The sequence below is a fragment of the Microbispora sp. KK1-11 genome, from assembly GCF_006874435.1.
Classification (GTDB): Bacteria; Actinomycetota; Actinomycetes; order Streptosporangiales; family Streptosporangiaceae; genus Microbispora; species Microbispora catharanthi.
Genome location: NZ_VIRJ01000016.1, coordinates 19,173 through 43,561, shown reverse-complemented (window position 1 = coordinate 43,561; position 24,389 = coordinate 19,173). Strand labels below are relative to the sequence as shown.

Below are 24,389 nucleotides of genomic sequence, written 5' to 3'. Positions count from 1 at the left end.
TGGATGATGAATCGTGAGACGGCCGTGGCGGCCCGTCAGGCGCGGCTCGGTGCGGGGTCCGTCTCGGCGAGCGGCTCGGCAGGGGGATCGGCAGGGAGATCGGCAGGGAGCGCCGCGGCGCGCCGGGGAAGCAGCAGCGGGGTCGCCAGCAGGAGCACGCCGGCCAGGCCGATGGCCGTGCGCGGGCCGAGCAGGCCGCCCAGCACACCCCAGACGGCCGTCAGGAGCGCGGTCGAGGCCTTGGTCGTCACCGTCCAGGCGGACAGCGTGCGGGCGATCCGGCCGGTCGCGGTGCGTTCGAGGCGGTAGGTCGCGCAGACGGGATTGAAGACCCCGCAGCAGAAGATGAGCCCGAGCTCGAGGCCCATCACCAGCAGCAGCCCTCCGGTGCCCGGCCCCACGAAGGCCAGGCCGACGAGCCAGAGCGCGCGCAGCGCCCCGGACGCGACCAGGACCCGGTGCTGCCCGAACCGGGTGACGAGCGGCCGGGCCAGCCGCGACCCCAGCAGCCCGCCGATCGAGGGCGCCGCGAAGGCGAGGCCGTACTGCCACGGCTCGAACCCGAGCCGGCCGAGCATCAGGACGGCCAGCAGCGCGTCGGCGGCCATCACCAGGCCGTTGAACACGGCGGTGTTGAAGAACAGCGGACGCAGCGTCGCGTCGGCGAGGATGTACCGCCAGCCGTCGAGCAGGTCCCCGGCCCGCGGACGCGTGGCCTCCTTGTGCTCGGGCCGCGGCTCCCTGCCGCCCGTCGCGCGGATGCCCAGGGCCGAGAGCAGGTAGCTGACCGCGTCGGCCACCACCGTGGCCACCGGGCCGAGGAGCCCGATCGCGGCGCCGCCCAGCGGCGGTCCGATGATCGTGGTCGTCCAGGCCGTGGACTCGAATCGGGCGTTGGCGACGAGCAGGTCCCCGGCCGGCACCAGCGTCTTCAGGTACGCGCCGGAGGCCGCGCGGAAGGTGATGTCGGCCGCCGCGACGACGACCGAGACCAGCAGGAGCTGGACGAAGGAGAGCACGCCGAGCGCGAACGCGGCCGGGATCGTCAGCAGCGCCGCGAACCGCGCCAGGTCCGCCCCGATCAGCACCGGCCGCTTGCGGCGGAACTCCATCCACGGGCCCAGCGGCACCGCCACGGCCGCGCCCACCGCGGCCCCCACGGAGGCCAACGCCGCGACCTGCGCAGGCCCGGCGTGCAGCACCTGGACCGCGATCAGCGGGAACGCGCCGAAGGCGAGCCAAGTGCCGAGCGCGCTGGTCCCGTACGCTGCCCAGAGCCACCCGAACCGCCGCCCCAACCGGTGCCCGTTCCTCATGTCCGACGCCCCTCGTCACTCACTCGCACAACCGATCCGCGATCGGAAGCATCAAAGCGAGCAGCGTGCCCGGAGATCAAACAACCGCAAGGCCGCCCCGGCACAACCGACGGTTGTATCCGTAGGGTGTCCGCATGGACCTCGACACCGTCAGGACCTTCGTCGCCGTCGCCGACGCGGGGCAGTTCCAGGAGGCCGCCGCCGAGCTGGCGGTCACCCAGCAGGCCGTCTCCAAGCGCATCGCCGCGCTGGAGCGCGACCTCGGCGTGCGGCTGTTCACCCGCACGCCGCGCGGCGCCGAGCTCACCATCGACGGGCAGGCGTTCCTGCCCCACGCCCGGGAACTGCTGCGCGCCGCCGAGCGCGCGGTCGCGTCCGTGCGCACCGGCCGCCGTCCGCTGCGCGTCGACATGCTCACCTCGCGCAGCGCGGCCTCGGGCCTGATGCGCGGCTTCCACCGCGCGCACCCCGAGATCGACCTCGACGTGGTGATGCTGTTCGACATCGAGAGGGCCGTCGCCGCCATCCGGTCCGGTGCGATCGACGCGTCCTTCCGCGCCGTCACCATGCCCGGCCGGCCCCTTCCCGAGGAGATCGAGTCCGTCCGGGTGCTCGACGAGCCGCTCCAGCTCCTCATCGGCCCCGCCCACGCGCTGGCCGGCGCCCGTTCGGTGACCGTCGCCCAGCTCGCCGGGCACCGGATCTGGATGCCCGGCCTCGTCCCCGGCACCGAGTGGACCGCCTACTACGACGACCTCGTCGCCGAGTTCGGCCTCACCATCGAGGCGACCGGTCCCAACTTCGGCTCCGACGCGCTCCTCGACACCATCGCCGACACCCCGGCGCTGGCCACCTTCATGGGCGGGCAGACCCGCCTCGTCTGGCCCGCCGGCCACGGCCTGCGGCGCATCCCGGTGACCGACCCCACCCCCGTCTACCCGCACTCGCTCCTGTGGCACCGCGACAATCCCCACCCCGCGCTGCCCATCCTCCGCGCCCACCTCGCCGCCACGGCGGCCGGCCACGACGCCGCCGGGACCTGGGTGCCGGACTGGGCGATCTCGCGCTGAACGCCGCCGCCTCGCGCCGGAGCCGGGACCCCGGTCAGCTCCTGACCCGGCCGGTCTCGTAGGCCCAGATGGCGATCTCCACCCGGTTGCGGGCGCCGAGCTTGGCCATCAGGCTGGCGACGTGGGTCTTGACCGTGCTGAGCGAGATGTGGAGCTCAGCGGAGATCTCCACGTTGGTCCGGCCGCGCGCCACGGCGGCGAGGATCTGCTCCTCCCGGTAGGTGAGCGCCTCGATGGGCTGCGCGGGTGACGTGGCGGGAGCGGCGCGGGCGAAGGCCCCGAGCAGCCGCGCGGTGACGCTCGGGGCGATGAGGGCTTCGCCGCCGGCGGCGGCGTGCACGGCCTGCGCGAGCATGTCGGCGCCGGCGTTCTTCAACAGGAAACCCCGGGCTCCGGCTCTCAGCGCGGCGTAGACGTACTCGTCGAGGTCGAACGTGGTGATGACGACGACGGCGAGGGGGTCGGCGACGTCCGGTCCGGCGAGGGACCGGGTCGCCTCGATGCCGTCGGTCCCGGGCATGCGGATGTCGAACAGGCACACGTCGGGGCGAAGGCGCCGCGCGAGCTCGACGGCCCGCCGCCCGTCGGCGGCCGTGGCGACGACCTCGATGTCCGGCTGGGCGTCGAGGATCATCGAGAGCCCGGTGCGGACGATCTCCTGGTCGTCGGCGATCAGCACCCGGACGCCGTGCCCGCCGACTCGCTCGCTCCGCTCGCTCATGTCGCGGCCCCGGCCCGGGGAAGCATCGCGGTCACCGTCCACCCCCGATCGCGGTCCGGGCCGGCCACGCACGTGCCGCCGAGCAGGTTCGCGCGCTCGCTCATGCCGATGATCCCGTATCCCGGCTGCGCGGCCGGGCGGGTGGAGCCCCCGTCGCCGTCGTCGCGCACGCACAGGCGCACCGCCGTGTCGTCGGCGGCGACGCGCACCTCGACCCGGGTGGCGCGGCGCGCGTGCCGTACGGCGTTGGTCACCGCCTCCTGGGCGATGCGGTAGACCGCGGACTCGACCGACGCCGACAGGCCGTCCAGGTCACCCGATATCTCCACCTCGACCGCCGGATGGTGGGAGCCGCCCCGGCTCGCGAGCCCTTCGAGCTCGGCGATGCGCCGCCCGGGGGTCAGCTCCGCCGGCCGGTCCCGGCGCAGGACGCGGACGATGGCGCGCATCTCGTCGAGGGCCCGTGCCGCCTCGGCCTCGATCACGCGGAGGGCCTCGGCGGCGGAGTCCGGACGCGACGCCGCCGTGGCGAGCCCCGCCTGTGCGCGGATGGCCATCGCGGAGACGTGGTGCGCGACCGTGTCGTGCAGGTCGCGGGCGAGCTGCTCGCGCATCAGCAGCTTGACCTGGTCGAGCTCGCGCATCCTCGCCCCGGCCCGATAGCGGAACACGCCGCCCAGGCTGGTGGTCGCCAGCATGACGGCGAACGGCCCGACCACGTCGGGCAGAGCGGCGTGGTCGACGAGCGCGGACAGACCGGCGGCGGTGAGCATGATCCCCAAGCCGGCCACGATCTCCCTGCCCGACCCCCACCGGAACACCGCGTAGGGCAGGATCAGCATGTATCCCAGCGTGTACGTGTCGAGCGTCGTACCGGTCACGAGGATCGGGATCACACCCGTGGCGACGAAGCAGATCGCGAGCATCGCCAGGGGCCTGGTGCGCCGCCACAGCAGGGTGGGCACCAGTCCGACGGTGACGGCCACCGCGAAGAGCCGCCACGGAAGGTCCGGACGCAGCACCCCTTCGAGCACCGCGAGCGGTACGAGCACCCCGACGAGCGCCCAGTCCCGCCACACCCGTACGGGTGGATCGGGGGGACGGGGCTCGTACCACACGGAGCGGACGAAGCCGTGCACCGAATCATGGTACGAGAGCCGGCGCCCGCCGCGCCGCCCCCAAGTGGGGGACTGTCCTGTCGCCGGGGGCGGGGCGACCTTAGCGGAGGCTTAAACGACGCTTAGTGGGGAGCGAGGGCGTTGACCCCTTCGCGGTCTGTGCTTACTCTCCTAACTAATAGGAAACTTTCCTGTCCTTTACCCCCCAAGAGCAGGAGCTCCGTTGCGAAAGATCCTCCTAGGGTCCGTGATCGCGGGCGCCGCGTTACTCGCGCCGCTCGCGCTCGGGACCGCGACCGCCGCCACCCCCGCCACCGCCACGTACGCCGTCGACTCCGACTGGGGATCCGGCTTCCAGGGCAAGTTCACCGTGAAGGCCGGGTCGGACGCCCTGCCGAGCTGGACCGTCGAGGTCGACATGCCCTCGGGCGCGACGATCAGCTCGGCCTGGGACGCCACCATGACCAAGAGCGGCAACCACTACACGTTCAAGAACCCCTCCTGGAGCGGCGGTCTCGCGGCGGGCGCCTCGGCGAGCTTCGGCTTCGTCGGCGCGCCCGGCGGCTCGACCCCGCTGAACTGCACGCTGAACGGCGCGCCCTGCACCGGCGGGCCGACCGCCTCCCCCTCGGCCAGCCCGAGCAAGAGCCCGAGCCCCAGCCCGTCGGCCTCGCCGTCCGCGTCTCCCTCGGCGTCTCCCTCCGCATCGCCCTCGGCATCGCCCTCGGCGAGCCCGAGCACGCCCCCGCCGCCCGGCGGCAAGAAGGTGATGGGCTACTTCACCGACTGGGGCGTCTACGGCCGGCAGTACTTCGTGAAGAACATCGTGAGCAGCGGCTCGGCCGCCAAGCTCACCCACATCAACTACGCCTTCGGCAACGTGACCAACGGCCAGTGCGCGATCGGCGACTCCTACGCCGACTACGACATGGCCTACACCACGGCCAACAGCGTGGACGGCAAGGCCGACACCTGGGACAACCCCAACGCGCTGCGCGGCGCGTTCAACCAGCTGCGCAAGCTCAAGGCGATGTACCCGAACATCAAGATCCTTTACTCCTTCGGCGGCTGGACCTGGTCGGGCGGCTTCGGGCAGGCGGCGGCCAACCCCACCGCGTTCGCGAACTCCTGCTACAACCTGGTCGAGGACCCGCGCTGGGCGGACGTGTTCGACGGCATCGACATCGACTGGGAGTACCCGAACGCCTGCGGCCTCAGCTGTGACAGCAGCGGCCCTGCGGCGTTCAGGAACCTCATGGCCGCGCTGCGCGCCAAGTTCGGCAAGGACTACCTGATCACCGCGGCGATCACCGCCGACGGCAACTCCGGCGGCAAGATGGACCTCGCCGACTACGGCGGCGCGTCGCAGTACGTCGACTGGTACAACGTCATGACCTACGACTTCTTCGGCGCCTGGGACGCCAAGGGCCCGACGGCTCCGCACTCGCCGCTCACGTCCTACTCCGGCATCCCGGTCGCGGGCTTCTACAGCGACAACGCGGTGCAGAAGCTGAAGAGCCTGGGCGTCCCGGCGAACAAGATCCTGCTGGGCATCGGCTTCTACGGCCGCGGCTGGACCGGCGTCACCCAGGACGCCCCCGGCGGCACCGCCACCGGCGCCGCGCTCGGCACGTACGAGGCGGGCATCGAGGACTACAAGGTCCTCAAGACCAGCTGCCCGGCCACCGGCACGGTCGCCGGCACCGCCTACGCCAAGTGCGGCTCGAACTGGTGGAGCTACGACACCCCCGCCACGATCGGCGGCAAGATGACCTACGCCAAGAACCAGGGTCTCGGCGGAGCCTTCTTCTGGGAGTTCAGCGGCGACACCTCCAACGGTGAGCTGATAAACGCGATGTCCAACGGCCTGAAGTAACCGCTTCGAACCGATCGGGGCCCCCGCGCGTCTCGCGCGGGGGCTCTGTCATCCGGCCATCCCGGCGAAACCTTCGCTTATGGTGGCATTTATGGACGCGACGAGGACGATCGTAGAAACGGTCGGCAAGCTGCGGCAGCGCCGCACCGCGCCGCTCGTGCTGGAACTTGACCTGACCGAAGGCCTGTCGGAAGGCCCGCCCGCCGACCCCGTCACCGCCCTGCTGTCCATGCGCAAGGCGCGCCTCGCCGAGGTGCTGTCGGGCCTGCGCCGCGCCCGCAAGGACCCTCGCGTCACCGCGCTGATCGTCAAGATCGGCGGCAACCCCCTCGGCCTCGGCATGGTGCAGGAGCTGCGCACGGCCGTGGTCAAGCTGCGCGCCGCGGGCAAGCGGACCGTCGCGTTCGCCGAGACGTTCGGCGAGTTCGGCGCCGGCACCGTCCCCTACTACCTGGCCAGCGCCTTCGAGCGGGTCTACCTCCAGCCCTCCGGTGACGTGGGCCTGACCGGGGTGGCGCTTGAGCAGCGGTTCCTGCGTGACGCGCTCGCCAAGGCCGGCGTGGAGTATCAGATCGGCCAGCGGCACGAGTACAAGACCGCGGCCAACACCTTCACCCAGAACCACATGACCGACGCCCACCGCGAGTCGGCCGGGCGCATCGCCGAGTCGGTCACCGAGCAGATCGTCGCCGGCGTCGCCGAGGGCCGCGGCCTCGACCCCAAGCGGGTGCGCGAGCTGATCGACCAGGGCCCGTTCATCGGGTCGGAGGCCGTCGAGGCCGGGCTCGTGGACGAGCTGAAATATCGCGACGAGGTCTACGCCGAGACCGTCGACGAGGGCGCGCACCTGCTCTACGTGTCGCGGTACGCCAAGAGCGCGCTGTCCGGCAGGCTCCCCCACCCCGGAGCGGCCACGGTCGCCCTGGTCCACGGCAACGGCATGATCCGTCTCGGGCGCAGCGGCCGCTCACCGCTGGGCGGCGGGGGCGCCATGGGCTCCGACACCATCTGCGCCGCCCTGCGCTCGGCCCGCAGGGACGAGAAGGTCAAGGCCATCGTGTTCCGCGTGGACAGCCCCGGCGGGTCGTACGTCGCCTCCGACGCGATCTGGCGGGAGGTCGTGCTGGCGCGCCGGGCGGGCAAGCCGGTCATCGTGTCGATGGGCGACGTGGCGGCCTCCGGCGGCTACTTCGTGTCGATGGCCGCCGACGTGATCGTGGCCCAGCCGGGCACGCTGACCGGCTCGATCGGCGTGTTCGGCGGCAAGCCCGTCGTCGGCGAGCTGCTCGGCAAGCTCGGCGTGGTGACCGAGTCGGTCGCCGAGGGCGCCAACGCCGGGATGTTCTCGCCGTCCACCGCGTTCTCCGACGACCAGTGGGAGCGGGTGAACGCCTGGCTCGACCGCATCTACGACGACTTCGTGGGCAAGGTGGCGCAGGGCCGCAACCTCACCAAGGAGCGGGCGCACGAGCTGGCCAGGGGCCGTGTGTGGACCGGCGCCGACGCCAGGGCGGCCGGTCTCGCCGACGAGCTCGGCGGCCTGGAGGACGCCCTCGCCCTGGCCCGCCGCCGGGCCGGGCTGGCCGGCGACGCCCCCGTACGGACCTATCCGCGCATGCACCCGCTGGAGCGGCTGCGCCCGCCGGAGTCCAGCGAGGACAAGTCGGCCGCGCTCGCCCGGGTGCGCCTGGAGGCGTGGGGGCCGCTGGCGCGCATGGCCGGGCAGCTCGGCCTCCCGGCGTACGGCCCGCTCGTGCTGCCGGGCTACTGGACGATCCGGTAGCGGGAGCGCAGCCGTACGAGCGGGGCCTTGGAGGCGTCGACGTAGTCGACGCCGAGGACCTCCCCGATGAACAGCGTGTGATCGCCGGCCGGGACGACCTGGATCGTCTCGGCCTCGATCGCCGCCACCCCGCGCTCCACGACCAGCGCCTCGCTGTGCGCGCCGCGGTGGTGGGCGACCCCGGCCAGCAGGAGCCGGGCGCCCGGCCGTCCGGCCGCGGCGAACCTGGAGGCGACCGCCTGCTGGCCGTCAGCGAGGACGCTCGCGGCCCAGCGGTCCCTGCGCAGCAGCACCTCGGCGAGATATCCGGCCGAGTCGAGGCTGATCAGCACGAGCGGCGGGTCGAGCGACACCGACATCAGGGTCGCGACCGTCGTGCCCAGGTCGTCGCGGTCGTCCTTGACCGTCACGACCGCCACGCCCGCGGCCAGCTGCCCCATGGCCTCGGTGAACAGTCCCACGTCGGCACTCCTTCCCTTCGGCGTGCGACTGTGCCATCGGGGACCGGGACGCGCAACCGCAGTGCTGGTGAATACGTCATGACATAAGCATGACCTATCGAATTGGTGTTAATTGGTCTTTACGGTCGAGGCGACATCATCCCCCAACCGAGGAGGCGCGCTGCGTCCCCTGTCCGGGCCGTTCCTCGCCACCCTGACGATCTCCCTCGTAGGCGGGGCGGCGGTCCCCACGTCGAGCAGCGGCGTCGCCACCGTGTACCCGCAGGTGGAGACCCCCGCCCTGTACGACGACGAGGCCGGCGGCAACGCCAACGGCGACGACCCCGCCATCTGGGTGGACCCCCACGACTCGGCCCCCCGTGGCATTGGTCAAGACATTCTGATGTCAGATACCGTCGATTCGTGACAGTCACCAGATTGGACATCGACCTCGACAGGTCGAGCCCCGTGCCCCTCTACTTCCAGGTGGCCGAGCGGATCACGGAGGCCATCCAGGCCGGCAAGCTGCCCCCCGGCTCCCGGCTGGACAACGAGATCCAACTCGCCGAGCAACTCGGCCTCTCCCGCCCCACCATCCGCCAGGCGATCCAGTTCCTCGTGGACAAGGGCCTCGTCGTCCGCAAGCGCGGCGTCGGCACCCAGATCGTGCACGGCCAGGTGAAGCGCGCGGTCGAGCTCACCAGCCTGTACGACGACCTCCGCAGGGCCGGCCAGGAGCCGGAGACCCGGGTGCTGTCCCTGGACACCGTACCGGCCGAGGAGGAGGTCGCGGTGGCCCTGCACGTCGAACCGGGCACGGAGGTGCTGCGGCTGGAGCGGATCAGGTTCGCCATGGGAGAGCCGCTCGCCCTGCTGCACAACTGGCTGCCGCTCGGGCTGGCCCCGCTGACGTCCGAGTCGCTGGTGGAACGCGGGCTCTACGAGATGCTGCGCCAGACCGGCATCCGGATGCGGGTGGCGCACCAGCGCATCGGCGCCCGCGCGGCCACCCCGGCGGAGGCCCGGTTACTGGAGGAGCGGCGCGGCTGCCCGCTGCTCACGATGGTCCGCACCACGTACGACGACCAGGGCCGGGCGGTCGAGCACGGCTCACACGTGTATCGAGCCTCGCACTATTCCCTTGAGGTCACCCTCGTCGAGCGCTGAGTCACGCTTTTCTCATCGGGATGATAGTTCATCCGAATGTCAGGACAAACTCTTGACCTTTACCTGCCGCTCATCTAGAACTGGAGGCCTCTGGACGAGGAGCTGACACATGCGTGTGGGTTTGCTGGGCCTTGGCCGCATAGGCGTCTTCCATGCCGCCACCCTTGCCGGTGTCGCGGACGAGCTGGTGGTCTCCGACGTGGACCGGAGCCGGGCGGAGGAGGTGGCGGCACGGCTGTCCGCGACGGTCGGCGACCCCTTCGACGCCGACGCCGTGGTGATCGCGACTCCGACGACCACCCACGCGGAGGCGCTCGAACGCGCCTGTGAGCTGGGCGTCCCGGCGTTCTGCGAGAAGCCGGCGGCGCCCACGGTGGAGGAGACGCTGCGGGTCGCCGAGACCGTCGAGCGCACCGGCGCCGTCGTGCATATCGGCTTCCAGCGCCGCTTCGACGCGGGCTACCTGGCCGCCCGCGACGCGCTGCGCTCCGGCGACCTGGGCGTGCTGCACCGCGTCCACCTGATCACCGCCGATCCCGCGCCGCCGCCCGCCGGCTACATCCCGTTGTCCGGCGGCATCTTCCGCGACTGCCACATCCACGACTTCGACATCCTGCGCTGGGTCACCGGGCGCGAGGTGGACACGGTCTACGCGACCGGCGCCAACCGCGGCGAGGAGTATTTCGCCGAGGCGGGCGACGTGGACACCAGCGCCGCGATCCTGACGATGGACGACGGCACGCTGGCCACCCTGCAGGGCTCGCGCTACAACGGCGCGGGCTACGACGTGCGGATGGAGCTGGCCGGCACCCGCGGCGCCTGGGCGGCGGGGCTCGGCGGGCGCACCCCGCTGCGCTCGGCCGAGGGCTTCACGCCGGACGGCGACCCCTGGCCGGACTTCCAGGCCAGGTTCGAGGAGGCGTACGTCACGGAGATGACCGCATTCCTTGAGGCGGCGCGGGGCGAGGGGGAAAGCCCCTGCACGGTCCGCGACGCCCTGGCCGCGCTGTACGTGGCCGAGGCGGCGGACCTGTCCCGCCGGACCGACCGTCCCGTCCGCGTGGTGGAGGTGACCAAATGAGGATCGCCGCCGCTCCCATCTCCTGGGGGGTCTGCGAGGTGCCCGGCTGGGGCCACCAGCTCACCCCTGAGCGTGTGCTGGCCGAGATGGCCGCGCTCGGGCTGACCGCCACCGAGCTGGGCCCGGACGGGTTCCTGCCGCCGGAGCCGGACCGCCGCACCGCCCTGCTCGGCGGCTACGGCCTGCGCGCGATCGGCGGCTTCGTCCCGGTCGTCCTGCACGATCCGGCGCACGACCCGCTGCCCGCCCTGCGGGACACGGTGGCCGCCTTCGAGGCGGACGCGGTGGTCGTGCTGGCCGCCGCGACCGGGGTGGACGGCTACGACGGACGCCCCGCCCTGGACGACGAGGGCTGGCGGACGCTGCTGTCCAACCTCGACCGCATCGACCGGGAGATCTCCCACCTGGTCACCCTGCACCCCCACGTGGGCACCATGGTCGAGACCGGCGAGGAGGTGGAGCGGGTCCTCGAGGGCGCGGCCGTCTCCCTCTGCCTGGACACCGGGCACCTGCTGGCGGGCGGCGCCGACCCGCTCGACGTCGTCAGGAAGGCCCCCGAGCGGATCGCCCACGCGCATCTCAAGGACGTCGACGCGGACCTCGCCGGGCGGGTCAGAGCGAGCGAGCTCGCCTACACCGACGCGGTGCGGGCCGGGATGTACCGTCCGCTCGGCCGCGGCGACGTCGACGTGGCGGGCATCGTCTCCGGCCTGACGGCCGCCGGCTACACCGGCTGGTACGTCATGGAGCAGGACGTGATCCTCACGTCGGCCGACGCCGACCCTCTGGCGGACGTGCGCGCGAGCCTGGCCTACCTCACGGGCCTGGCCTCCCCGGAGGACGCGTGACCGGCACTGAGACGGCGGCGCCGGAGGTGCTGACCATGGGGCGGGTCGGGGTGGACCTCTACCCGCTGCAGGTCGGGGTCTCCCTGCGGCAGGTGTCGACCTTCGGCAAATACCTGGGCGGCAGCCCGACCAACGTGGCCGTGGCCGCCTCCCGTCTGGGCCGCCGCAGCGCCGTGATCACCCGCACCGGCGCCGACCCGTTCGGGCGGTTCGTGCACGACGCGCTGCGCGAGTACGGCGTGGACGACCGCTACGTGACCGCGGTGCCCGGCCTGCCGACCCCCGTGACGTTCTGCGAGATCCGGCCGCCTGAGGACTTCCCGCTGTACTTCTACCGCTGGCCCAAGGCCCCCGATCTGGAGATCCTCCCCGCCGAGCTCGACCTGGCCGCCGTCACCGGCGCGGCACTGCTGTGGACGACCGTGACCGGGCTGTCGGACGAGCCGTCGCGCGGTGCGCACCTGACGGCGCTGAAGGCCCGGGGACGCGCCCCGCACACCGTGCTCGACCTCGACTACCGGCCGATGTTCTGGCCCGACCCGCGCACGGCCCGGCGGCACGTGCGCGAGGCGCTCGACCACGTGACGGTCGCGGTCGGCAACCTCGACGAGGCCGAGGTGGCCACCGGCCTGCGCGATCCCGAGGCGGCCGGCCGGGCCCTGCTCGACGCCGGGGTCGAACTCGCGATCATCAAGCGGGGCTCTGCGGGAGTGCTGGGCATAACGGCAGGCGAGACGGCCGAGGTGCCGCCCGTCGACGTCGAGGTGGTCAACGGGCTGGGCGCCGGGGACGCCTTCGGCGGAGCGCTGTGCCACGCGCTGCTCGCGGGCTGGCCGCTGGAGCGGACGCTGCGGTTCGCCAACGCCGCGGGCGCGATCGTCGCCGGCCGGCTGGCCTGCGCTCCGGCGATGCCGACCCTCGGCGAGATCGAGACCGTCGTGACACGGGGTTCCGCACGGGGACTCCCCCCGGACCCGGGGAACGTCATCCAGGGGGACGCCCCTCGTGGAGAAGCAGGAAGGGGGGACGCCGGGCATGCGTGAGGAGGACTACCGCCGCCTGCTGGACGACCGGGCCTGGCACCCGGAGCGGGTGGCCGAGGCGGCCGCGGCCCGCAGGCGCCGTCCGCTGCTGAGCGAGCGCGGCCGGCTGCTGATCATCGCGGCCGACCACCCGGCCCGGGGCGCGCTCGGCGTGGCCGGACGCCCGATGGCGATGGAGAGCCGGATCAGCCTGCTCGACCGGCTGACGACCGCCCTGGCCCGGCCCGGCGTGGACGGGCTGCTCGCCACTCCCGACATCATGGACGACCTGCTGCTGCTCGGCGCCCTCGACGACAAGATCGTGATCGGCTCGATGAACCGGGGCGGCGTCCAGGGCGCGGCGTTCGAGTTCGACGACCGCTTCACCGCCTACGACGCCGACTCGCTCGCGGCGATGGGCTTCGACGGCGGCAAGATGCTCTGCCGCATCGGGCTGGAGGACCACGCGACCGTCGCCACGCTGGCGAGCTGCGGGCAGGCCGTCACCCAGCTCGCGCGGCACGGCCTGATGGCGATGATCGAGCCGTTCTGGTCCCATCGCGTCGGGGGCGTGGTGCGGCACGACCTGTCGCCCGAGGCGATGATCCGCGCCATCAGCGTCGGCCAGGGGCTTGGGGCGACCTCCGCCCACACCTGGCTCAAGCTCCCGGTGACCGAGGACATGGACCGCGTCCTGGAGGCCACGACGCTGCCCGTCCTGCTGCTCGGCGGCGAGCCCAGTTCCGACGAGATCTGGGACTCCTGGAGCAAGGCCCTGCGCCTGCCGGGCGTCCGCGGACTGGTCGCGGGGCGTGCGCTGCTCTACCCACCGGACGACGACGTCGCGGCGGCCGTGGACGCCGCGGTCACCCTGCTGGAGACCACATGACCTACATTCCCCACGGCACGGCCGCCTCCGGCCCCTGGGACGTCGAGATCACGCCCGAGGCCGCGGGCTGGACGTACGCCGGGCTGCGGGTCGTGGACCTGGCGGACCGGCCGGTGGAGCTGTCCACCGGTGAGGAGGAGATGCTGGTCCTGCCGCTGTCGGGGGCGTGCGACGTCGTCGCCGACGGCCTGCGGCTGTCGCTCACCGGACGCCCCTCGGTGTTCTCCGGGCCGACCGACTTCGCGTACCTGCCGATCGACGCCCGGGTCACGATCACCGGCAGGGGCAGGATCGCGCTCCCGGCCGCCCGGGCCGCCCGCCGCTTCCCCATCAGGTACGGCCCGGCCGACGCCGTGCCGGTGGAGATCAGGGGCGCGGGGCAGGCGAGCCGTCAGGTCGACAACTTCTGCTCCCCGGAGGCGTTCGACTGCGACAAGCTGGTGGCGGTCGAGGTGATCACGCCGGGCGGCAACTGGTCGTCCTATCCGCCCCACAAGCACGACACGCCGTCGGAGCACGAGGCGGTGCTCGAGGAGATCTACTACTTCGAGGGCGGCCCCGGCTACCAGCGGGTGTACGGCACCCACGAGACGCTGGCCGAGGTGTCGGCGGGCGACGTGGTGCTCGTCCCGCACGGCTACCACGGCCCGTCGATGGCCGCGCCCGGCTACGACCTCTACTACCTGAACGTCCTGGCCGGCCCGGCGGACAAGCGGTCCATGGCCTTCTCCGACGATCCCAGGCACGCGTGGATCCGCGACTCGTGGGCCGGACAGCCCGTCGATCCCCGGCTGGGAGGTGTGTCATGACGAACACGACGAGGCTCACGGTGGCGCAGGCGCTGGTGCGCTTCCTCGCGCAGCAGTGGACCGAGCGCGACGGCGTGGAGCACCGGCTGATCGCCGGGTGCGTGGGCATCTTCGGGCACGGCAACGTCGCGGGCATCGGCCAGGCCCTGGCCGAGCAGGGCGCGGGCACCCACGACCCGCTGCCCTACTACCTGGCCCGCAACGAGCAGGCGATGGTGCACACGGCCGCCGGCTACGCCCGGCAGTCCGACCGCCTGTCCACGCTCGCCTGCACCAGCTCGATCGGGCCGGGCGCGACCAACATGGTCACCGGGGCCGCGCTGGCCACGATCAACCGGCTGCCGGTGCTGCTGCTGCCCGGCGACCTGTTCGCCACCCGGGTCGCCTCGCCGGTGCTCCAGGAGCTGGAGGACCCCCGGTCGTACGACGTCAGCGTCAACGACTGCCTCAGGCCCGTCAGCCGCTTCTGGGACCGGGTCAACCGGCCCGAGCAGCTTCCGGCGGCGCTGCTGGGGGCCATGCGGGTGCTCACCGACCCCGCCGAGACCGGCGCGGTGACGCTGGCGCTGCCGCAGGACGTGCAGGCCGAGGCGTACGACTGGCCAGAGGAGCTGTTCGCCCGCAGGGTCTGGCACGTCGCCCGGCCGGTCCCCGAACCCGCCGCCCTGGCCAGGGCCGCCGAGCTGCTGCGCGGCTCGCGCCGCCCGCTGATCGTCGCCGGGGGCGGGGTCAAGTACAGCGGCGCCTGCGCCGAGCTGGCCCGCTTCGCGGGACGCCACGGCGTGCCGGTGGCCGAGACCCAGGCCGGCAAGGGCGCGGTGCCGTACGACCATCCGTGCGCGGTCGGCGCGATCGGGCACACCGGGACCCGCGCGGCCGACACCCTGGCCCGCGAGACCGACCTGGTCATCGGGATCGGCACCCGCTACAGCGACTTCACCACCGCCTCGCGGACGCTGTTCCGGCAGGCCCGGTTCCTCAACGTCAACGTGGCGGCGTTCGACGCGGCCAAGCACGCGGCCGAGACGCTCGTCGCCGACGCCCGCGAGGCCCTGAAGGCGCTGGATGACGTGGACTGGCGGGCCGACCCGGACTGGACGAGCCGGGCTGCCGAGCTGGCCGCCGCGTGGCAGGCCGAGACCGACCGGTTCTACGGCGGGACCGAGCTGACCCAGCCGGTGGTGCTCGGCGTCCTCAACGAGGTCGCCGCAGGCGGGGTGGTGGTCAACGCGGCCGGGTCGATGCCGGGCGACCTGCACCGCCTCTGGCGCGCCTCCGACCCCGGGCAGTACCACGTCGAGTACGGCTACTCCTGCATGGGCTACGAGATCGCCGGAGGGCTGGGGGTGAAGCTCGCCGCCCCGGAGCGCGAGGTGTTCGTGCTCGTCGGCGACGGGTCCTACCTGATGATGGCCCAGGAGATCGCCACCGCCGTGCAGGAGGGCGTCAAGCTCGTCGTCGTCCTGGTCGACAACCAGGGCTTCGCCTCGATCGGCGCGCTGAGCGAGTCGGTCGGCGCGCTCCGGCTCGGCACCGCCTACCGCAAGCGCGGACCGAGCGGCCGGCTCGACGGGGAGCGGCTGCCGGTGGACCTCGCCGCCAACGCCGCCAGCCTCGGCGCCGACGTGCTGACGGCGGCCGACCCGCAGACCCTGCGGGCCGCGCTCGCCAAGGCCGTCGCGTCCCCCCGCACGACCGTGGTCTACGTCGAGACGGTCCCCGGCCCCGCGCCGGGCGCCGAGGCGTGGTGGGACGTGCCGGTGGCCGAGGTGTCCGGGCTCGCCGAGGCACGCGCCGCGCGCGAGCGCTACGACGAGGCCAAGCGTGACCAGCGGCCCTACCTCTGATGGGGTGGACGCTCGCGTTCGCCGCGGCGGCGGTGCTCTTCACGTTGATCAGCGGGGCCAACGACGGGGCGACCCTGACCGGCCGCGGGCTGCGCTTCCCTCGGCCGGGTGGGCCCCGTCGACGTCCCGCCGGTGTGGATGGCCGTCCTCGCGGCGCTCTTCCTCGCCGGGGCGCTGGCGGCTCTCTCCCGGGTCGGCGCCCGGCTCGGGCGCGGCCTGGTCATCACCCGGCCGCTGCATGTCGTCTCGGCGGAGACGGCGGCCACCGGCGCCGTGCTCGGCAGCTCGGCCCTCGGCAGCCCGGTGAGCATGACCCAGTCCATCACGGCCGGTGTGGTCGGCGTGGCGGCAAGCGAAGGAGCACGGAGGGTGCGATGGCAGGCAGCGGGGCCGCGATCCTCTACAACGGCGCCCGTACGGTGGAGCTCGGCACGGGGGCGGTGCTGCGCTCCCGTCACCTGCCGCCGGGCGCGTGGCGGACGCTGCTGGAGATGTTCGGCGACCTTCCCGAGGGCGTCTACCCGGTGGCGTTCTGCGGAGGTGAGGCGCTGGCCGTGCACGACGATGCCGCAGCTGCGGGACTACGCCCGGCGCGACGGCATCGACCTGCGCGATCCGGGCGACTGGTCGGCCCTGCCGCCCGATGAGATCACCAAGTGCGTGCTGATCGGCGATCCGCTCCCCGACCTGGCGATCCCCGGCACCGTGACGGTCCGGGCCGCGGCGGACGTCGTGGTCGGCGCCTGCGCCGACGGCGCCGTCGCCGACGTGGTGAACCTCGCCCTGTCCCGATAACCAGGAGGCACCAAGCGCCCCGACGAGCGAAGCGGGCAACCCGAGCGAGCCGGAGGGGCGCGCCGCCGATCTGGACTGAGGAGAGAGGGAGTGAGGAACGAACTCCCGAACGACGAGGGACTGTGCCCTCGCACGCCTCCGGCACGACCCGGCGGATAAGAGTGCCCCGACGAGCGAAGCGGGTAATACAGCCCGTGTCAGCGGGCGCGTCAGCACGGCGACGGCCCGGCATCAGAGCGGTCGGCGATCGTGAACGACATGAACGGATCAGCGATCGCGGCCTCGGGACTGCGAAAGGCATACAAGGACAAGGTCGTGCTCGACGGCATCGACCTGGACGTCAGGGCCGGCACGATCTTCGCCCTGCTCGGGCCCAACGGCGCCGGCAAGACCACGACGGTGAACGTGCTGACCACGCTGCTGACCCCCGACGCCGGCAAGGTGGTCGTCGCCGGGCACGACGTGGCGACGGAGACCAAGGCGGTGCGCGCGGCGATCGGGGTCACCGGGCAGTTCGCTTCGGTGGACGACCTGCTCACCGGCGAGGAGAACCTGCTGCTGATGGCGGATCTCCTGCACCTGCCGAAGGCGGAGGGCCGGCGGATCGCCGCCCGGTTGCTCGACCGGTTCGATCTGGCCGAAGCGGCGGGCAAACCGGCGGCGTCCTACTCCGGCGGCATGCGCCGCAAGCTGGACCTCGCCATGACGCTGGTCGGCGAGCCGCAGATCATCTTCCTGGACGAGCCCACGACGGGACTCGACCCGCGCAGCCGCCGCACCATGTGGGAGATCATCCGGGAACTGGTCGCCGACGGTACGACCATCTTCCTCACCACCCAGTATCTGGAGGAGGCCGACCAGCTCGCCGACCGCATCGCGGTGCTCGATCAGGGCCGGCTGGTCGCGGAGGGCACCGCCGACGAGCTCAAGCGCCGGGTTCCCGGCAGCCACGTCCGGCTGCGGTTCACGGGCCGGCACGAGCTCGACGCCGCGGCACGGATCCTGCCCGGGTCCACGGGTGACGACGAAGAGCTGACCTTGCGGGTGCCCGGCGACGGCGGGGTGCGGTCGTTGCGCGCGCTGCTCGAACAGCTCGACGCGCACTCCATCGACGTCGAGGAGCTGTCGGTGCACACCCCGGACCTGGACGACGTCTTCCTCGCCCTCACCGGCAACGCGAACAAGGAGATCAACGCCCGATGAACGTCATCGCGGATTCCACGACCATGCTGCGGCGCAACTTCCGGCACACGATGCGAAATCCGGTCGCGCTGTTCAACGGCATCGTCATGCCGGTCTTCCTGATGTTCCTGATGGTCTACGTGTTCGGCGACGCGTTCAGCGTCGGCGTCGGCTACGCCGACTACGCGACGCCGGGGCTGATGCTGACGACCATCTGCTACGGCGTCGGCGCCACCGCGGTCGCGGTGAACTCCGACATGACGACCGGGTTCATCAACCGGCTTCGCGTCATGGACGTGTCCCGTGCCGCGGTGCTGAACGCGCATGTGATCGCCACCATGCTGCGGAGCCTGGTGGCCATCGCGTTCGTCACCGGGGTCGCGTTCCTGATGGGATTCCGGCCGTCGGCGGGTTTCGCGGAATGGCTCGGCGTGATCGGCATCGTCGTGCTGACGGTGCTGGCGATCGGCTGGCTGACCGTCGCGTTCGGTCTCGCGGCGAAGACGCCGGAGAGCGCGGGCTTCGCCGCCGTCCCGCTGATGCTCCTGCCCTTCTTGAGCAGCGCGTTCGTGCCGGCCGACAAGATGGGTCCCGGTGCGCGGCAGTTCGCCGAGTATCAGCCGTTCACCCCGATCATCGAAACCCTGCGCGGGTTGCTGACGGGCGCGCCGTCGGCGGGCTCGGCCATCACGGCGATCGCCTGGTGCGTGGGGCTGACGTTGGTCGGCTACCTGTGGGCGCGCGCGTCGTTCAACAAGCGAGCGTGATCTCGGCCAGCTCGCGCCAATCCCGCCTCCCGCCGTCACGGATCGCCTCGGTGAACACGGATTCACCGAGGCGATTTCGCGTCTCCGCGGCGATCCTGGAAGCGTCCGGCTGCGAACGATCCGGCGTGCCGCGCACGGCGTCGCTCGCCGCGAGCAGTCGCGCGGCCTGCTCGTAGTCTCCCTGGCGCAGCGCGAGATCCGCGATCCCGATCAGCACCTCGGCGATCATCGGCGGGTACATCACATCCACAACCGCACGGAACGCCTCGGTCCGATACTCGCGGGCCTCTGCGAGATCCTCGGTGAGGTAGCCGTACAGGTCCATGGTCCGGGCACGGGCGGATTGGTCCATCGCCATGTTGTCCGGCGTCGCCCCCACCTTGGCCAGATGCCGGCGTGCCTGGTCCGGCTCGCCGCGCCAGCGCGCCAGTTGTGCCGCAGAGAACGCCAGCTCGCCGAGCACGCCCGGCCAGGTGATCCCGCCCGCGCACCGCTGCGCTTCGGCCATCGCGGAGGTGCTGGACGGCTCGTCACCGAGCAGCCAGTACAGCTGAGCCTGCCGCGCCCGCAGACCGACCACGTCCTCCGTCGCGCCCACCTCGGTCAGCGCCACAGCCGCCTCTTCGTAGTGTTCGCACGCGCGTGCGAATTCACCGCGCATGGCGAGCCGATCGGCCAGGAAGGTCAGCGCCAGCGAGATTCCCCACCGGTCACCCAGAGTACGGAACTCGGCGAGGCCGATCTCGGCGTCGATGTCCACATCGGTCTCGTCGCCGCCGAGCGTGAGCCGCAGCCGGCCACGAGCGAGCCTGGCCTGTGCGCGCACCCACGGATCGTCGTCGCCGATGAGCGGCTCGAACGCGGGCAGGAACTCCGCCGGGCCCTGCAGCATCCGCTCCAGCGGCGCGACGAACCCGAGCAGCGGATTGCGATACCCGCTGCGCTGGGCGAGCCGGTGCGCCTCCTCGATCCACTCCCGCGCCTGAAACTGATCGCCGCCGACCCTGGAGGTCACGAACACCACCACGATGGTGTACGCCATCGCCCGCACCTCGTCGGACACCTCACCGTGCATCGAGGCCGCCGCGATGCTCAGCTCGGTGCCCTCGGCCCTGTGCCCGCTGAGGTACCAGTACCAGCCCGCGGCCCCGACCAGCCGCATCGCGTCCTGAGCCCGTCCCTCGGCGATCGCCCCGCGCAGGGCCGCGCTGATGTTGTCGTGCTCGGCCTCGAGCCTGGCCAGCCATTCCAGCTGCTCGGCCCGGCGCAGGTGCGGATCGGCCGTCTCGGCCAGCTCGGTGAAGTAGGCGAGGTGCGCCCGGCGCGCCGGCTCGGTCTCCCCGGCCTCGGCGAGCCGGTGCGCCGCGTACTCCCTGATGGTGTCGAGCATCCGGTAGCGCGGCGTGCCCTCGCCGTCGGCGAGCAGCAGCGATTTCTCGATCAGCGTGGTCAGCACGTCGAGCACCTGCTCGCCGGCGAACGCCTCGTCCCCGCAGACCCGTTCGGCCGCTTCCAGGCTCGCCCCGCCGGAGAACACCGACAGCCGCCGCAGCACGCGGCGCTCGGCCTCGGTCAGCAGGTCCCAGCTCCAGTCCACGACCGCGCGCAGCGTCTTGTGCCGGGGCAGCGCCGTACGGCTGCCGCCGGTCAGCAGAAGGAATCGGTCATCGAGCCGGCGTGCCAGCTGATCGACGGACATGGTGCGCAGCCGTGCCGCGGCCAGTTCGATCGCCAGCGGGATCCCGTCGAGCGCCCGGCAGATCCGGGCCATGGCCGACAGGGTGTGCGCGTCGGAGCCGATGTCCTTGCGCACCAGTTCCGCGCGGTCGCGCAGCAGCCGCACGGCGGGCGAGGACCCGGCCGCGGAGGGGTCCGCTCCCTTCGCGGGCAGCGCGAGCGGCTCGACCTGCCACAGGACCTCCCCGGTGATACCGAGCGGCTCCCTGCTCGTGGCCAGAATCCGCAGCCTCCGGCACTCCCCCAGCAGCCGATCGGCGAAAGCCGCGGCCGCCTCGATCACGTGCTCGCAGTTGTCCAGGATCAGCAAGATCGCGCGCTCCCGGACCGCGGCGATGAGCTGGTCCATCGGCTCCCCGCCCCGCGCGGCGCCGAGCAGTGCCTGGTCGCGCAGGCCGATCGCGGTAAGGGCGGCCTGCGCCAGGTCACCGCCCGCCCGCACCGAGGCCAGTTCGACCAGCCACGCCCCGTCCGGCAGCTCGGTGAGCATCGTCCGCGCGGTCTCCGTGGCCAGTCTCGTCTTGCCTGAGCCGCCCGCCCCCGCCAAGGTGACCAGCCGGTGCTTGACGACCAGACCGGCGACCGCGGAGACGTCGTCGTCCTTGCCGACGAAACTCGTCAGCTCGGCGCGCAGGTTCGTCCTGTGGGTGTCCGCCCGCCCGCCCAGCTCGCCCCGCAGCACCGCGGTGTGCAGCGCGGCGAGCTCGGCCGACGGATCGGCGCCCAACTCCTCGGCGAGCCGCTCACGCGTCCGCTGGTACACGGTCAACGCCTCGGCCGCGCGTCCCGCCTCGGCGAGCGCTCGCATCAGGGCCGCCACGAACCCCTCCCGCAGCGGGTACGCGGCGACCAGCTCGGTCAGCTCGGAGACCAGCTCCGAGCCACGGCCGAGGCGGATGTCCGCATCCACCCGGTCCCCGAGCGCGGCGACGTGGAGTTCGTCCAGACGCGCGACCGCGGCGTCGAACGCGTCGCTGTCGCGCAGCGCGATGTCCGCCATGGCCTTACCGCGCCACAGTGCCAGGGCCGAGCGCAGCAGATCGGCCCGCGCCGCGGGCTCGGCGGCACGGGCCTGACCGACCAGGCGCTCGAACCGGCACACGTCCACGGCATCAGGAGCCACGGCCAGCCGGTAGCCGCCGGAGTCCGCCTCGATCACGCCGTCCGGCAACACCCTGCGCAGCCTGGACACCAGCGCCTGCAGGGCATTGGCTTCGTCCGCGGGCGGCCGTTCCCCCCAGATCCAGTCCACCAGCCTCGCCCGCGTGACGATCCGGCCAGGTTCGAGGGCGAGCGCGGCGAGCAGTGCGCGCAGCCGAATCCCGGGAACCTCCACCACGGCCCCATCGCGGTTGCGGACCTCGAACGGTCCGAGCAGTTCGACTCGCACGTCAGCAATTGTGCCGAGCCGTGGCGACATCGGCTAACCGCGGCCGCGCGCGCACCGCCCACCTGCGTCGATCCGGCCACCTGCGTCGATCCGGCCCTGGGTCGGTCGGGGGCTCACCAGCCGGGGATCAGCCGTATCTCGCGGTCACACGTCCCAGGTGACCGGGAGGCTCTTCACCCCGTAGATGTCGGCGGTCTCCGGCCGCAGGCCGACCTCCTCGGCCGGTACGGCCAGGCGCAGCGTGGGGAAGCGGTCGAGCAGCGCGGGGAAGGCGACCCGCATCTCGACGCGGGCCAGCTGCTGGCCCAGGCACTGGTGGATGCCGTGGCTGAAGGCCAGGTGGCCGCCGTCCTGCCTGCGCAGGTCGAGCACGTGGGGGTTGGGGAAGCGCTCCGGATCGCGGTTGGCGGTGTTGAGGGACAGAATGACCGTCGTCCCGGCCGCGATGGTCCGGCCGCCCAGCTCGACGTCCTCCAGCGCGACCCTGTGGAACTGCTTGGCGACACTCAGGTAGCGCAGCAGCTCTTCGACGGCCTGGTCGGCGAGCGTGGGCTCGGCGCGCAGCGCGGCGAGCTGGTCCGGGTTCTGCAGCAGCGCGAAGGTGCCCAGTGCCAGCATGTTCGCGGTGGTGTCGAATCCGGCCGACAGCAGGATCAGGGCCATCCCCTGCAGCTCCTCGTCGGTCAGTTCGCTGTCAGTGAGGTCGCTGAGCACGTCGTCGGTGGGGTTGGCGCGCTTGGCGGCCACCAGCTCCGCGAGGTACTGCTGGGTCGCGGTGTAGGCCGCGATCAGTTCCTCGTCGCCGACCTCCCCGCCGAGGAACTTGTCGATGTTGTCCTGGAAGGAGCCCCGGTCCTCGTACGGCACGCCCAGCAGCTCGCAGATGATGACGGCGGGGATGGGCTTGGCGAACGCGGTCACCAGGTCCGCCGGCGGCCCGGCCTTCTCCATGGCGTCCAGGTGGTCGGCGGTGACCTGCTCGACGCGCTCGGTGAGCAGTCGCATCCGCCGTACGGTGAACTTGCCCACCAGTGGTTTGCGATAGCGGCTGTGCTGCGGCTCGTCCATGAGGAGGAACTCTCCGGGCGGCGCCGGGGGGACCTCGATGTCGCCGTAGTCGATCAGCGGGTGGTGGCGCATGAGCTCCTTGCGCGAGCTGAACCGCGGGTCGGCCAGGACCGACCGGACCAGGTCGTATCCGGTGACCAGCCAGCCCTCGTGTCCGTCCGGGAAGGGGAAGCGGCTGATCGGGCCGTGCTCGCGGGCCTGGATCAGCTCCTTCGGCGGGTCGAAGGGGCATCCGGGCCGGCGCGCGGTCGGCATCGTCGTGACGGTGTGTTCCATGGCCATTCCCCTCGTCAGCCGCCGAGCACGGCGTTGTCTCCGGAAGCCTTTCGCGGCCCCGAGGCCGCGATCGCTTTTCCGTTCATGGCATCCACGATCGCCGGCCGCGCTGACATCGGGCCGTCGCCGTGCTGACGCGGCCGCTGACACGACACCGCATCGGACCGATAGGTGAGCACAGACGAACGCCTCCCGGTTCTGAGCAAGAGCCATGCTCCACCGGGAGGCGTTCACCTACATGCTCGCTGTCAGAGCAGGCCGTTCTGCGTGAGCCAGTCCTTGGCCACCACGGGCGGGTCGTCCTTGTCGACGGAGATCCGCTTCATCAAGGTGCCCAGCGTCTGGGTGTCCAGCTTGGCGGAGACCGCGTTCAGCGTGGAGGTCACGGTGTCGTTCACCCCGGCCTTGTAGACGAGGGGCGTCACGTTCTCCGAGCCGAAGGCGTTCTTGTTGTCCTGCAGCGGCACGAGGTCGTTCAGCACGATCTTGGGGTCGGTGGTGAACACGTTGCCCACCTGAACCGTGCCGCTCTTGATCGCGTCAGCGGTGGTGTCCCCGGTGGGCTTCCACTGCTTGAACTCCAGGCCGTAGACGTTCTTGAAGTTCTCCTCCTGACGCTGCTTGAACTCCGGCGGGCCGCCGACCACGAAGTCCTTCGCCACCTTGGCGAGGTCCTCGATGGTGCTGAGCTTGTACTTTTCGGCCGTGGCCTTGGTGACCGTGAGCGAGTTGTTGTCCTCGGCCGCCGCGGGCTCCAGGATCTCCAGCTCCGCGGGCAGCTTGGCCTTCAGGCCCGCGAGGATCTCGTCCTTGGTCCTGGCCGTGCTCGACTTGTCGACGAACGCCAGCAGCGACCCGGCGTACTCGGGCAGCACGGTCAGGCCGCCGCTCTTGACCTGGTCGTAGACGACCTCGCGGCTGCCGATGTTGGGCTTCTCCTCGACCGTGACCCCCTTGGCCTGAAGGGCCTGGGCGTACATCGAGGCGAGCAGGACGCTCTCGGGGAAGTTGAAGGAGCCGACGACGACCTTCGCGGCGGCGGCGTCGCCCGAGCCCGACGCCGACGGGGCGGCGGACGCGGTCGTGGAAAGGGGGTCGGAGCCCCCGCAGCCCGATAACGTGAGCGCCGCGGTCAGGGCGACCACCGCGACGCCGAAGATACGTCTCATACCAAAAAATCCCTTCAT

The 24,389-nt window shown here is 72.1% G+C and carries 21 protein-coding genes and 1 pseudogene; 15 read left to right on the top strand and 7 right to left on the bottom strand.

The window, feature by feature from the left end; all coding sequences use genetic code 11:
* Nucleotides 1-35 precede the first annotated feature (35 nt).
* Nucleotides 36-1,316 carry an MFS transporter gene (locus FLW16_RS22710; RefSeq protein ID WP_142562137.1) on the bottom strand — a complete coding sequence of 427 codons (1,281 nt, stop codon included), beginning with the start codon at nt 1,314-1,316 and terminating at the stop codon, nt 36-38.
* Between the two features lie 134 nt (nt 1,317-1,450).
* Between FLW16_RS22710 and FLW16_RS22705 the strand changes: the two genes are divergently transcribed.
* Complete coding sequence (locus FLW16_RS22705) at nt 1,451-2,386, top strand: LysR family transcriptional regulator (RefSeq protein WP_142562136.1); 936 nt, start codon at nt 1,451-1,453, stop codon at nt 2,384-2,386.
* 34 nt (nt 2,387-2,420) lie between these two features.
* On the opposite strand, the gene FLW16_RS22700 is transcribed toward FLW16_RS22705, so the two are convergent.
* Nucleotides 2,421-3,107, bottom strand: a complete 687-nt coding sequence (locus FLW16_RS22700; RefSeq protein WP_142562135.1) for a response regulator transcription factor — start codon at nt 3,105-3,107, stop codon at nt 2,421-2,423.
* On the bottom strand, nt 3,104-4,246 hold the full coding sequence (locus FLW16_RS22695) for a sensor histidine kinase (RefSeq protein ID WP_142562134.1): 1,143 nt from the start codon (nt 4,244-4,246) through the stop codon (nt 3,104-3,106). The genes FLW16_RS22700 and FLW16_RS22695 overlap by 4 nt, the downstream gene beginning before the upstream one ends.
* A 202-nt stretch (nt 4,247-4,448) precedes the next feature.
* Between FLW16_RS22695 and FLW16_RS22690 the strand changes: the two genes are divergently transcribed.
* Both FLW16_RS22690 and sppA read left to right on the top strand, forming a co-directional pair.
* Nucleotides 4,449-6,101: a glycosyl hydrolase family 18 protein gene (locus FLW16_RS22690; protein ID WP_142562133.1), complete on the top strand. Its 1,653-nt coding sequence runs from the start codon at nt 4,449-4,451 to the stop codon at nt 6,099-6,101.
* A 91-nt stretch (nt 6,102-6,192) separates the two neighbouring features.
* Complete coding sequence (gene sppA, locus FLW16_RS22685) at nt 6,193-7,884, top strand: signal peptide peptidase SppA (RefSeq protein ID WP_142562132.1); 1,692 nt, start codon at nt 6,193-6,195, stop codon at nt 7,882-7,884.
* Here the strand turns inward: sppA and FLW16_RS22680 are convergent.
* A complete protein-coding gene (locus tag FLW16_RS22680) occupies nt 7,866-8,345 on the bottom strand; it encodes a flavin reductase family protein (protein WP_260615480.1) in 480 nt (159 codons plus the stop codon). The two genes, sppA and FLW16_RS22680, sit on opposite strands and share 19 nt — an antisense overlap.
* A 112-nt stretch (nt 8,346-8,457) precedes the next feature.
* Between FLW16_RS22680 and FLW16_RS22675 the strand changes: the two genes are divergently transcribed.
* From FLW16_RS22675 to FLW16_RS22625, 12 genes and pseudogenes are all read left to right on the top strand, one after another.
* Nucleotides 8,458-8,751, top strand: a complete 294-nt coding sequence (locus tag FLW16_RS22675) for a hypothetical protein (protein WP_142562131.1) — start codon at nt 8,458-8,460, stop codon at nt 8,749-8,751.
* Nucleotides 8,748-9,491 (top strand): GntR family transcriptional regulator, encoded by a 744-nt coding sequence (locus FLW16_RS22670; RefSeq protein WP_142562130.1) that lies wholly within the window; start codon nt 8,748-8,750, stop codon nt 9,489-9,491. The genes FLW16_RS22675 and FLW16_RS22670 overlap by 4 nt, the downstream gene beginning before the upstream one ends.
* A 109-nt stretch (nt 9,492-9,600) precedes the next feature.
* On the top strand, nt 9,601-10,572 hold the full coding sequence (locus FLW16_RS22665) for a Gfo/Idh/MocA family oxidoreductase (protein ID WP_142562129.1): 972 nt from the start codon (nt 9,601-9,603) through the stop codon (nt 10,570-10,572).
* 158 nt (nt 10,573-10,730) lie between these two features.
* Nucleotides 10,731-10,823, top strand: a pseudogene (locus FLW16_RS46230) (inosose dehydratase); the annotation flags it as partial.
* A gap of 9 nt (nt 10,824-10,832) precedes the next feature.
* Nucleotides 10,833-11,420, top strand: a complete 588-nt coding sequence (locus FLW16_RS22660; protein ID WP_396686802.1) for a sugar phosphate isomerase/epimerase family protein — start codon at nt 10,833-10,835, stop codon at nt 11,418-11,420.
* Between the two features lie 35 nt (nt 11,421-11,455).
* Nucleotides 11,456-12,463 (top strand): 5-dehydro-2-deoxygluconokinase, encoded by a 1,008-nt coding sequence (gene iolC / locus FLW16_RS22655; protein ID WP_142562262.1) that lies wholly within the window; start codon nt 11,456-11,458, stop codon nt 12,461-12,463.
* The gene (locus tag FLW16_RS22650) at nt 12,456-13,331 is read left to right on the top strand and encodes a deoxyribose-phosphate aldolase (protein WP_142562261.1); all 876 of its coding nucleotides are present in this window, start codon (nt 12,456-12,458) and stop codon (nt 13,329-13,331) included. The genes iolC and FLW16_RS22650 overlap by 8 nt, the downstream gene beginning before the upstream one ends.
* Nucleotides 13,328-14,140, top strand: coding sequence for a 5-deoxy-glucuronate isomerase (gene iolB / locus FLW16_RS22645; protein ID WP_142562127.1), 813 nt, complete (start codon nt 13,328-13,330; stop codon nt 14,138-14,140). The genes FLW16_RS22650 and iolB overlap by 4 nt, the downstream gene beginning before the upstream one ends.
* On the top strand, nt 14,137-15,987 hold the full coding sequence (gene iolD / locus FLW16_RS22640) for a 3D-(3,5/4)-trihydroxycyclohexane-1,2-dione acylhydrolase (decyclizing) (protein WP_142562126.1): 1,851 nt from the start codon (nt 14,137-14,139) through the stop codon (nt 15,985-15,987). The genes iolB and iolD overlap by 4 nt, the downstream gene beginning before the upstream one ends.
* A gap of 108 nt (nt 15,988-16,095) precedes the next feature.
* A complete protein-coding gene (locus FLW16_RS22635) occupies nt 16,096-16,782 on the top strand; it encodes an inorganic phosphate transporter (protein WP_142562125.1) in 687 nt (228 codons plus the stop codon).
* A gap of 258 nt (nt 16,783-17,040) precedes the next feature.
* The gene (locus FLW16_RS22630) at nt 17,041-17,985 is read left to right on the top strand and encodes an ATP-binding cassette domain-containing protein (RefSeq protein WP_142562124.1); all 945 of its coding nucleotides are present in this window, start codon (nt 17,041-17,043) and stop codon (nt 17,983-17,985) included.
* Nucleotides 17,982-18,731 carry an ABC transporter permease gene (locus FLW16_RS22625; protein ID WP_221891223.1) on the top strand — a complete coding sequence of 250 codons (750 nt, stop codon included), beginning with the start codon at nt 17,982-17,984 and terminating at the stop codon, nt 18,729-18,731. Before FLW16_RS22630 ends, FLW16_RS22625 begins: the two co-directional genes overlap by 4 nt.
* Here FLW16_RS22625 and FLW16_RS22620 read toward each other — a convergent pair.
* From FLW16_RS22620 to FLW16_RS22610, 3 genes are all read right to left on the bottom strand, one after another.
* Nucleotides 18,715-21,858: a BTAD domain-containing putative transcriptional regulator gene (locus FLW16_RS22620; protein WP_185949557.1), complete on the bottom strand. Its 3,144-nt coding sequence runs from the start codon at nt 21,856-21,858 to the stop codon at nt 18,715-18,717. The two genes, FLW16_RS22625 and FLW16_RS22620, sit on opposite strands and share 17 nt — an antisense overlap.
* 144 nt (nt 21,859-22,002) lie before the next feature.
* Complete coding sequence (locus FLW16_RS22615; protein ID WP_142562122.1) at nt 22,003-23,202, bottom strand: cytochrome P450; 1,200 nt, start codon at nt 23,200-23,202, stop codon at nt 22,003-22,005.
* 248 nt (nt 23,203-23,450) lie between these two features.
* Nucleotides 23,451-24,371 carry an ABC transporter substrate-binding protein gene (locus FLW16_RS22610; RefSeq protein ID WP_142562121.1) on the bottom strand — a complete coding sequence of 307 codons (921 nt, stop codon included), beginning with the start codon at nt 24,369-24,371 and terminating at the stop codon, nt 23,451-23,453.
* Nucleotides 24,372-24,389 lie beyond the last annotated feature (18 nt).

Excerpts from the sequence above, each read along its gene's own strand:
- FLW16_RS22710 (WP_142562137.1), bottom strand. The coding sequence starts at position 1,316 with ATGAGGAACGGGCACCGGTTGGGGCGGCGGTTCGGGTGGCTCTGGGCA.
- FLW16_RS22705 (WP_142562136.1), top strand. The coding sequence starts at position 1,451 with ATGGACCTCGACACCGTCAGGACCTTCGTCGCCGTCGCCGACGCGGGG.
- FLW16_RS22700 (WP_142562135.1), bottom strand. The coding sequence starts at position 3,107 with ATGAGCGAGCGGAGCGAGCGAGTCGGCGGGCACGGCGTCCGGGTGCTG.
- sppA (WP_142562132.1), top strand. The coding sequence starts at position 6,193 with ATGGACGCGACGAGGACGATCGTAGAAACGGTCGGCAAGCTGCGGCAG.
- FLW16_RS22665 (WP_142562129.1), top strand. The coding sequence starts at position 9,601 with ATGCGTGTGGGTTTGCTGGGCCTTGGCCGCATAGGCGTCTTCCATGCC.
- iolC (WP_142562262.1), top strand. The coding sequence starts at position 11,456 with ATGGGGCGGGTCGGGGTGGACCTCTACCCGCTGCAGGTCGGGGTCTCC.
- FLW16_RS22650 (WP_142562261.1), top strand. The coding sequence starts at position 12,456 with ATGCGTGAGGAGGACTACCGCCGCCTGCTGGACGACCGGGCCTGGCAC.
- iolB (WP_142562127.1), top strand. The coding sequence starts at position 13,328 with ATGACCTACATTCCCCACGGCACGGCCGCCTCCGGCCCCTGGGACGTC.
- iolD (WP_142562126.1), top strand. The coding sequence starts at position 14,137 with ATGACGAACACGACGAGGCTCACGGTGGCGCAGGCGCTGGTGCGCTTC.
- FLW16_RS22630 (WP_142562124.1), top strand. The coding sequence starts at position 17,041 with ATGAACGGATCAGCGATCGCGGCCTCGGGACTGCGAAAGGCATACAAG.
- FLW16_RS22625 (WP_221891223.1), top strand. The coding sequence starts at position 17,982 with ATGAACGTCATCGCGGATTCCACGACCATGCTGCGGCGCAACTTCCGG.
- FLW16_RS22615 (WP_142562122.1), bottom strand. The coding sequence starts at position 23,202 with ATGGAACACACCGTCACGACGATGCCGACCGCGCGCCGGCCCGGATGC.
- FLW16_RS22610 (WP_142562121.1), bottom strand. The coding sequence starts at position 24,371 with ATGAGACGTATCTTCGGCGTCGCGGTGGTCGCCCTGACCGCGGCGCTC.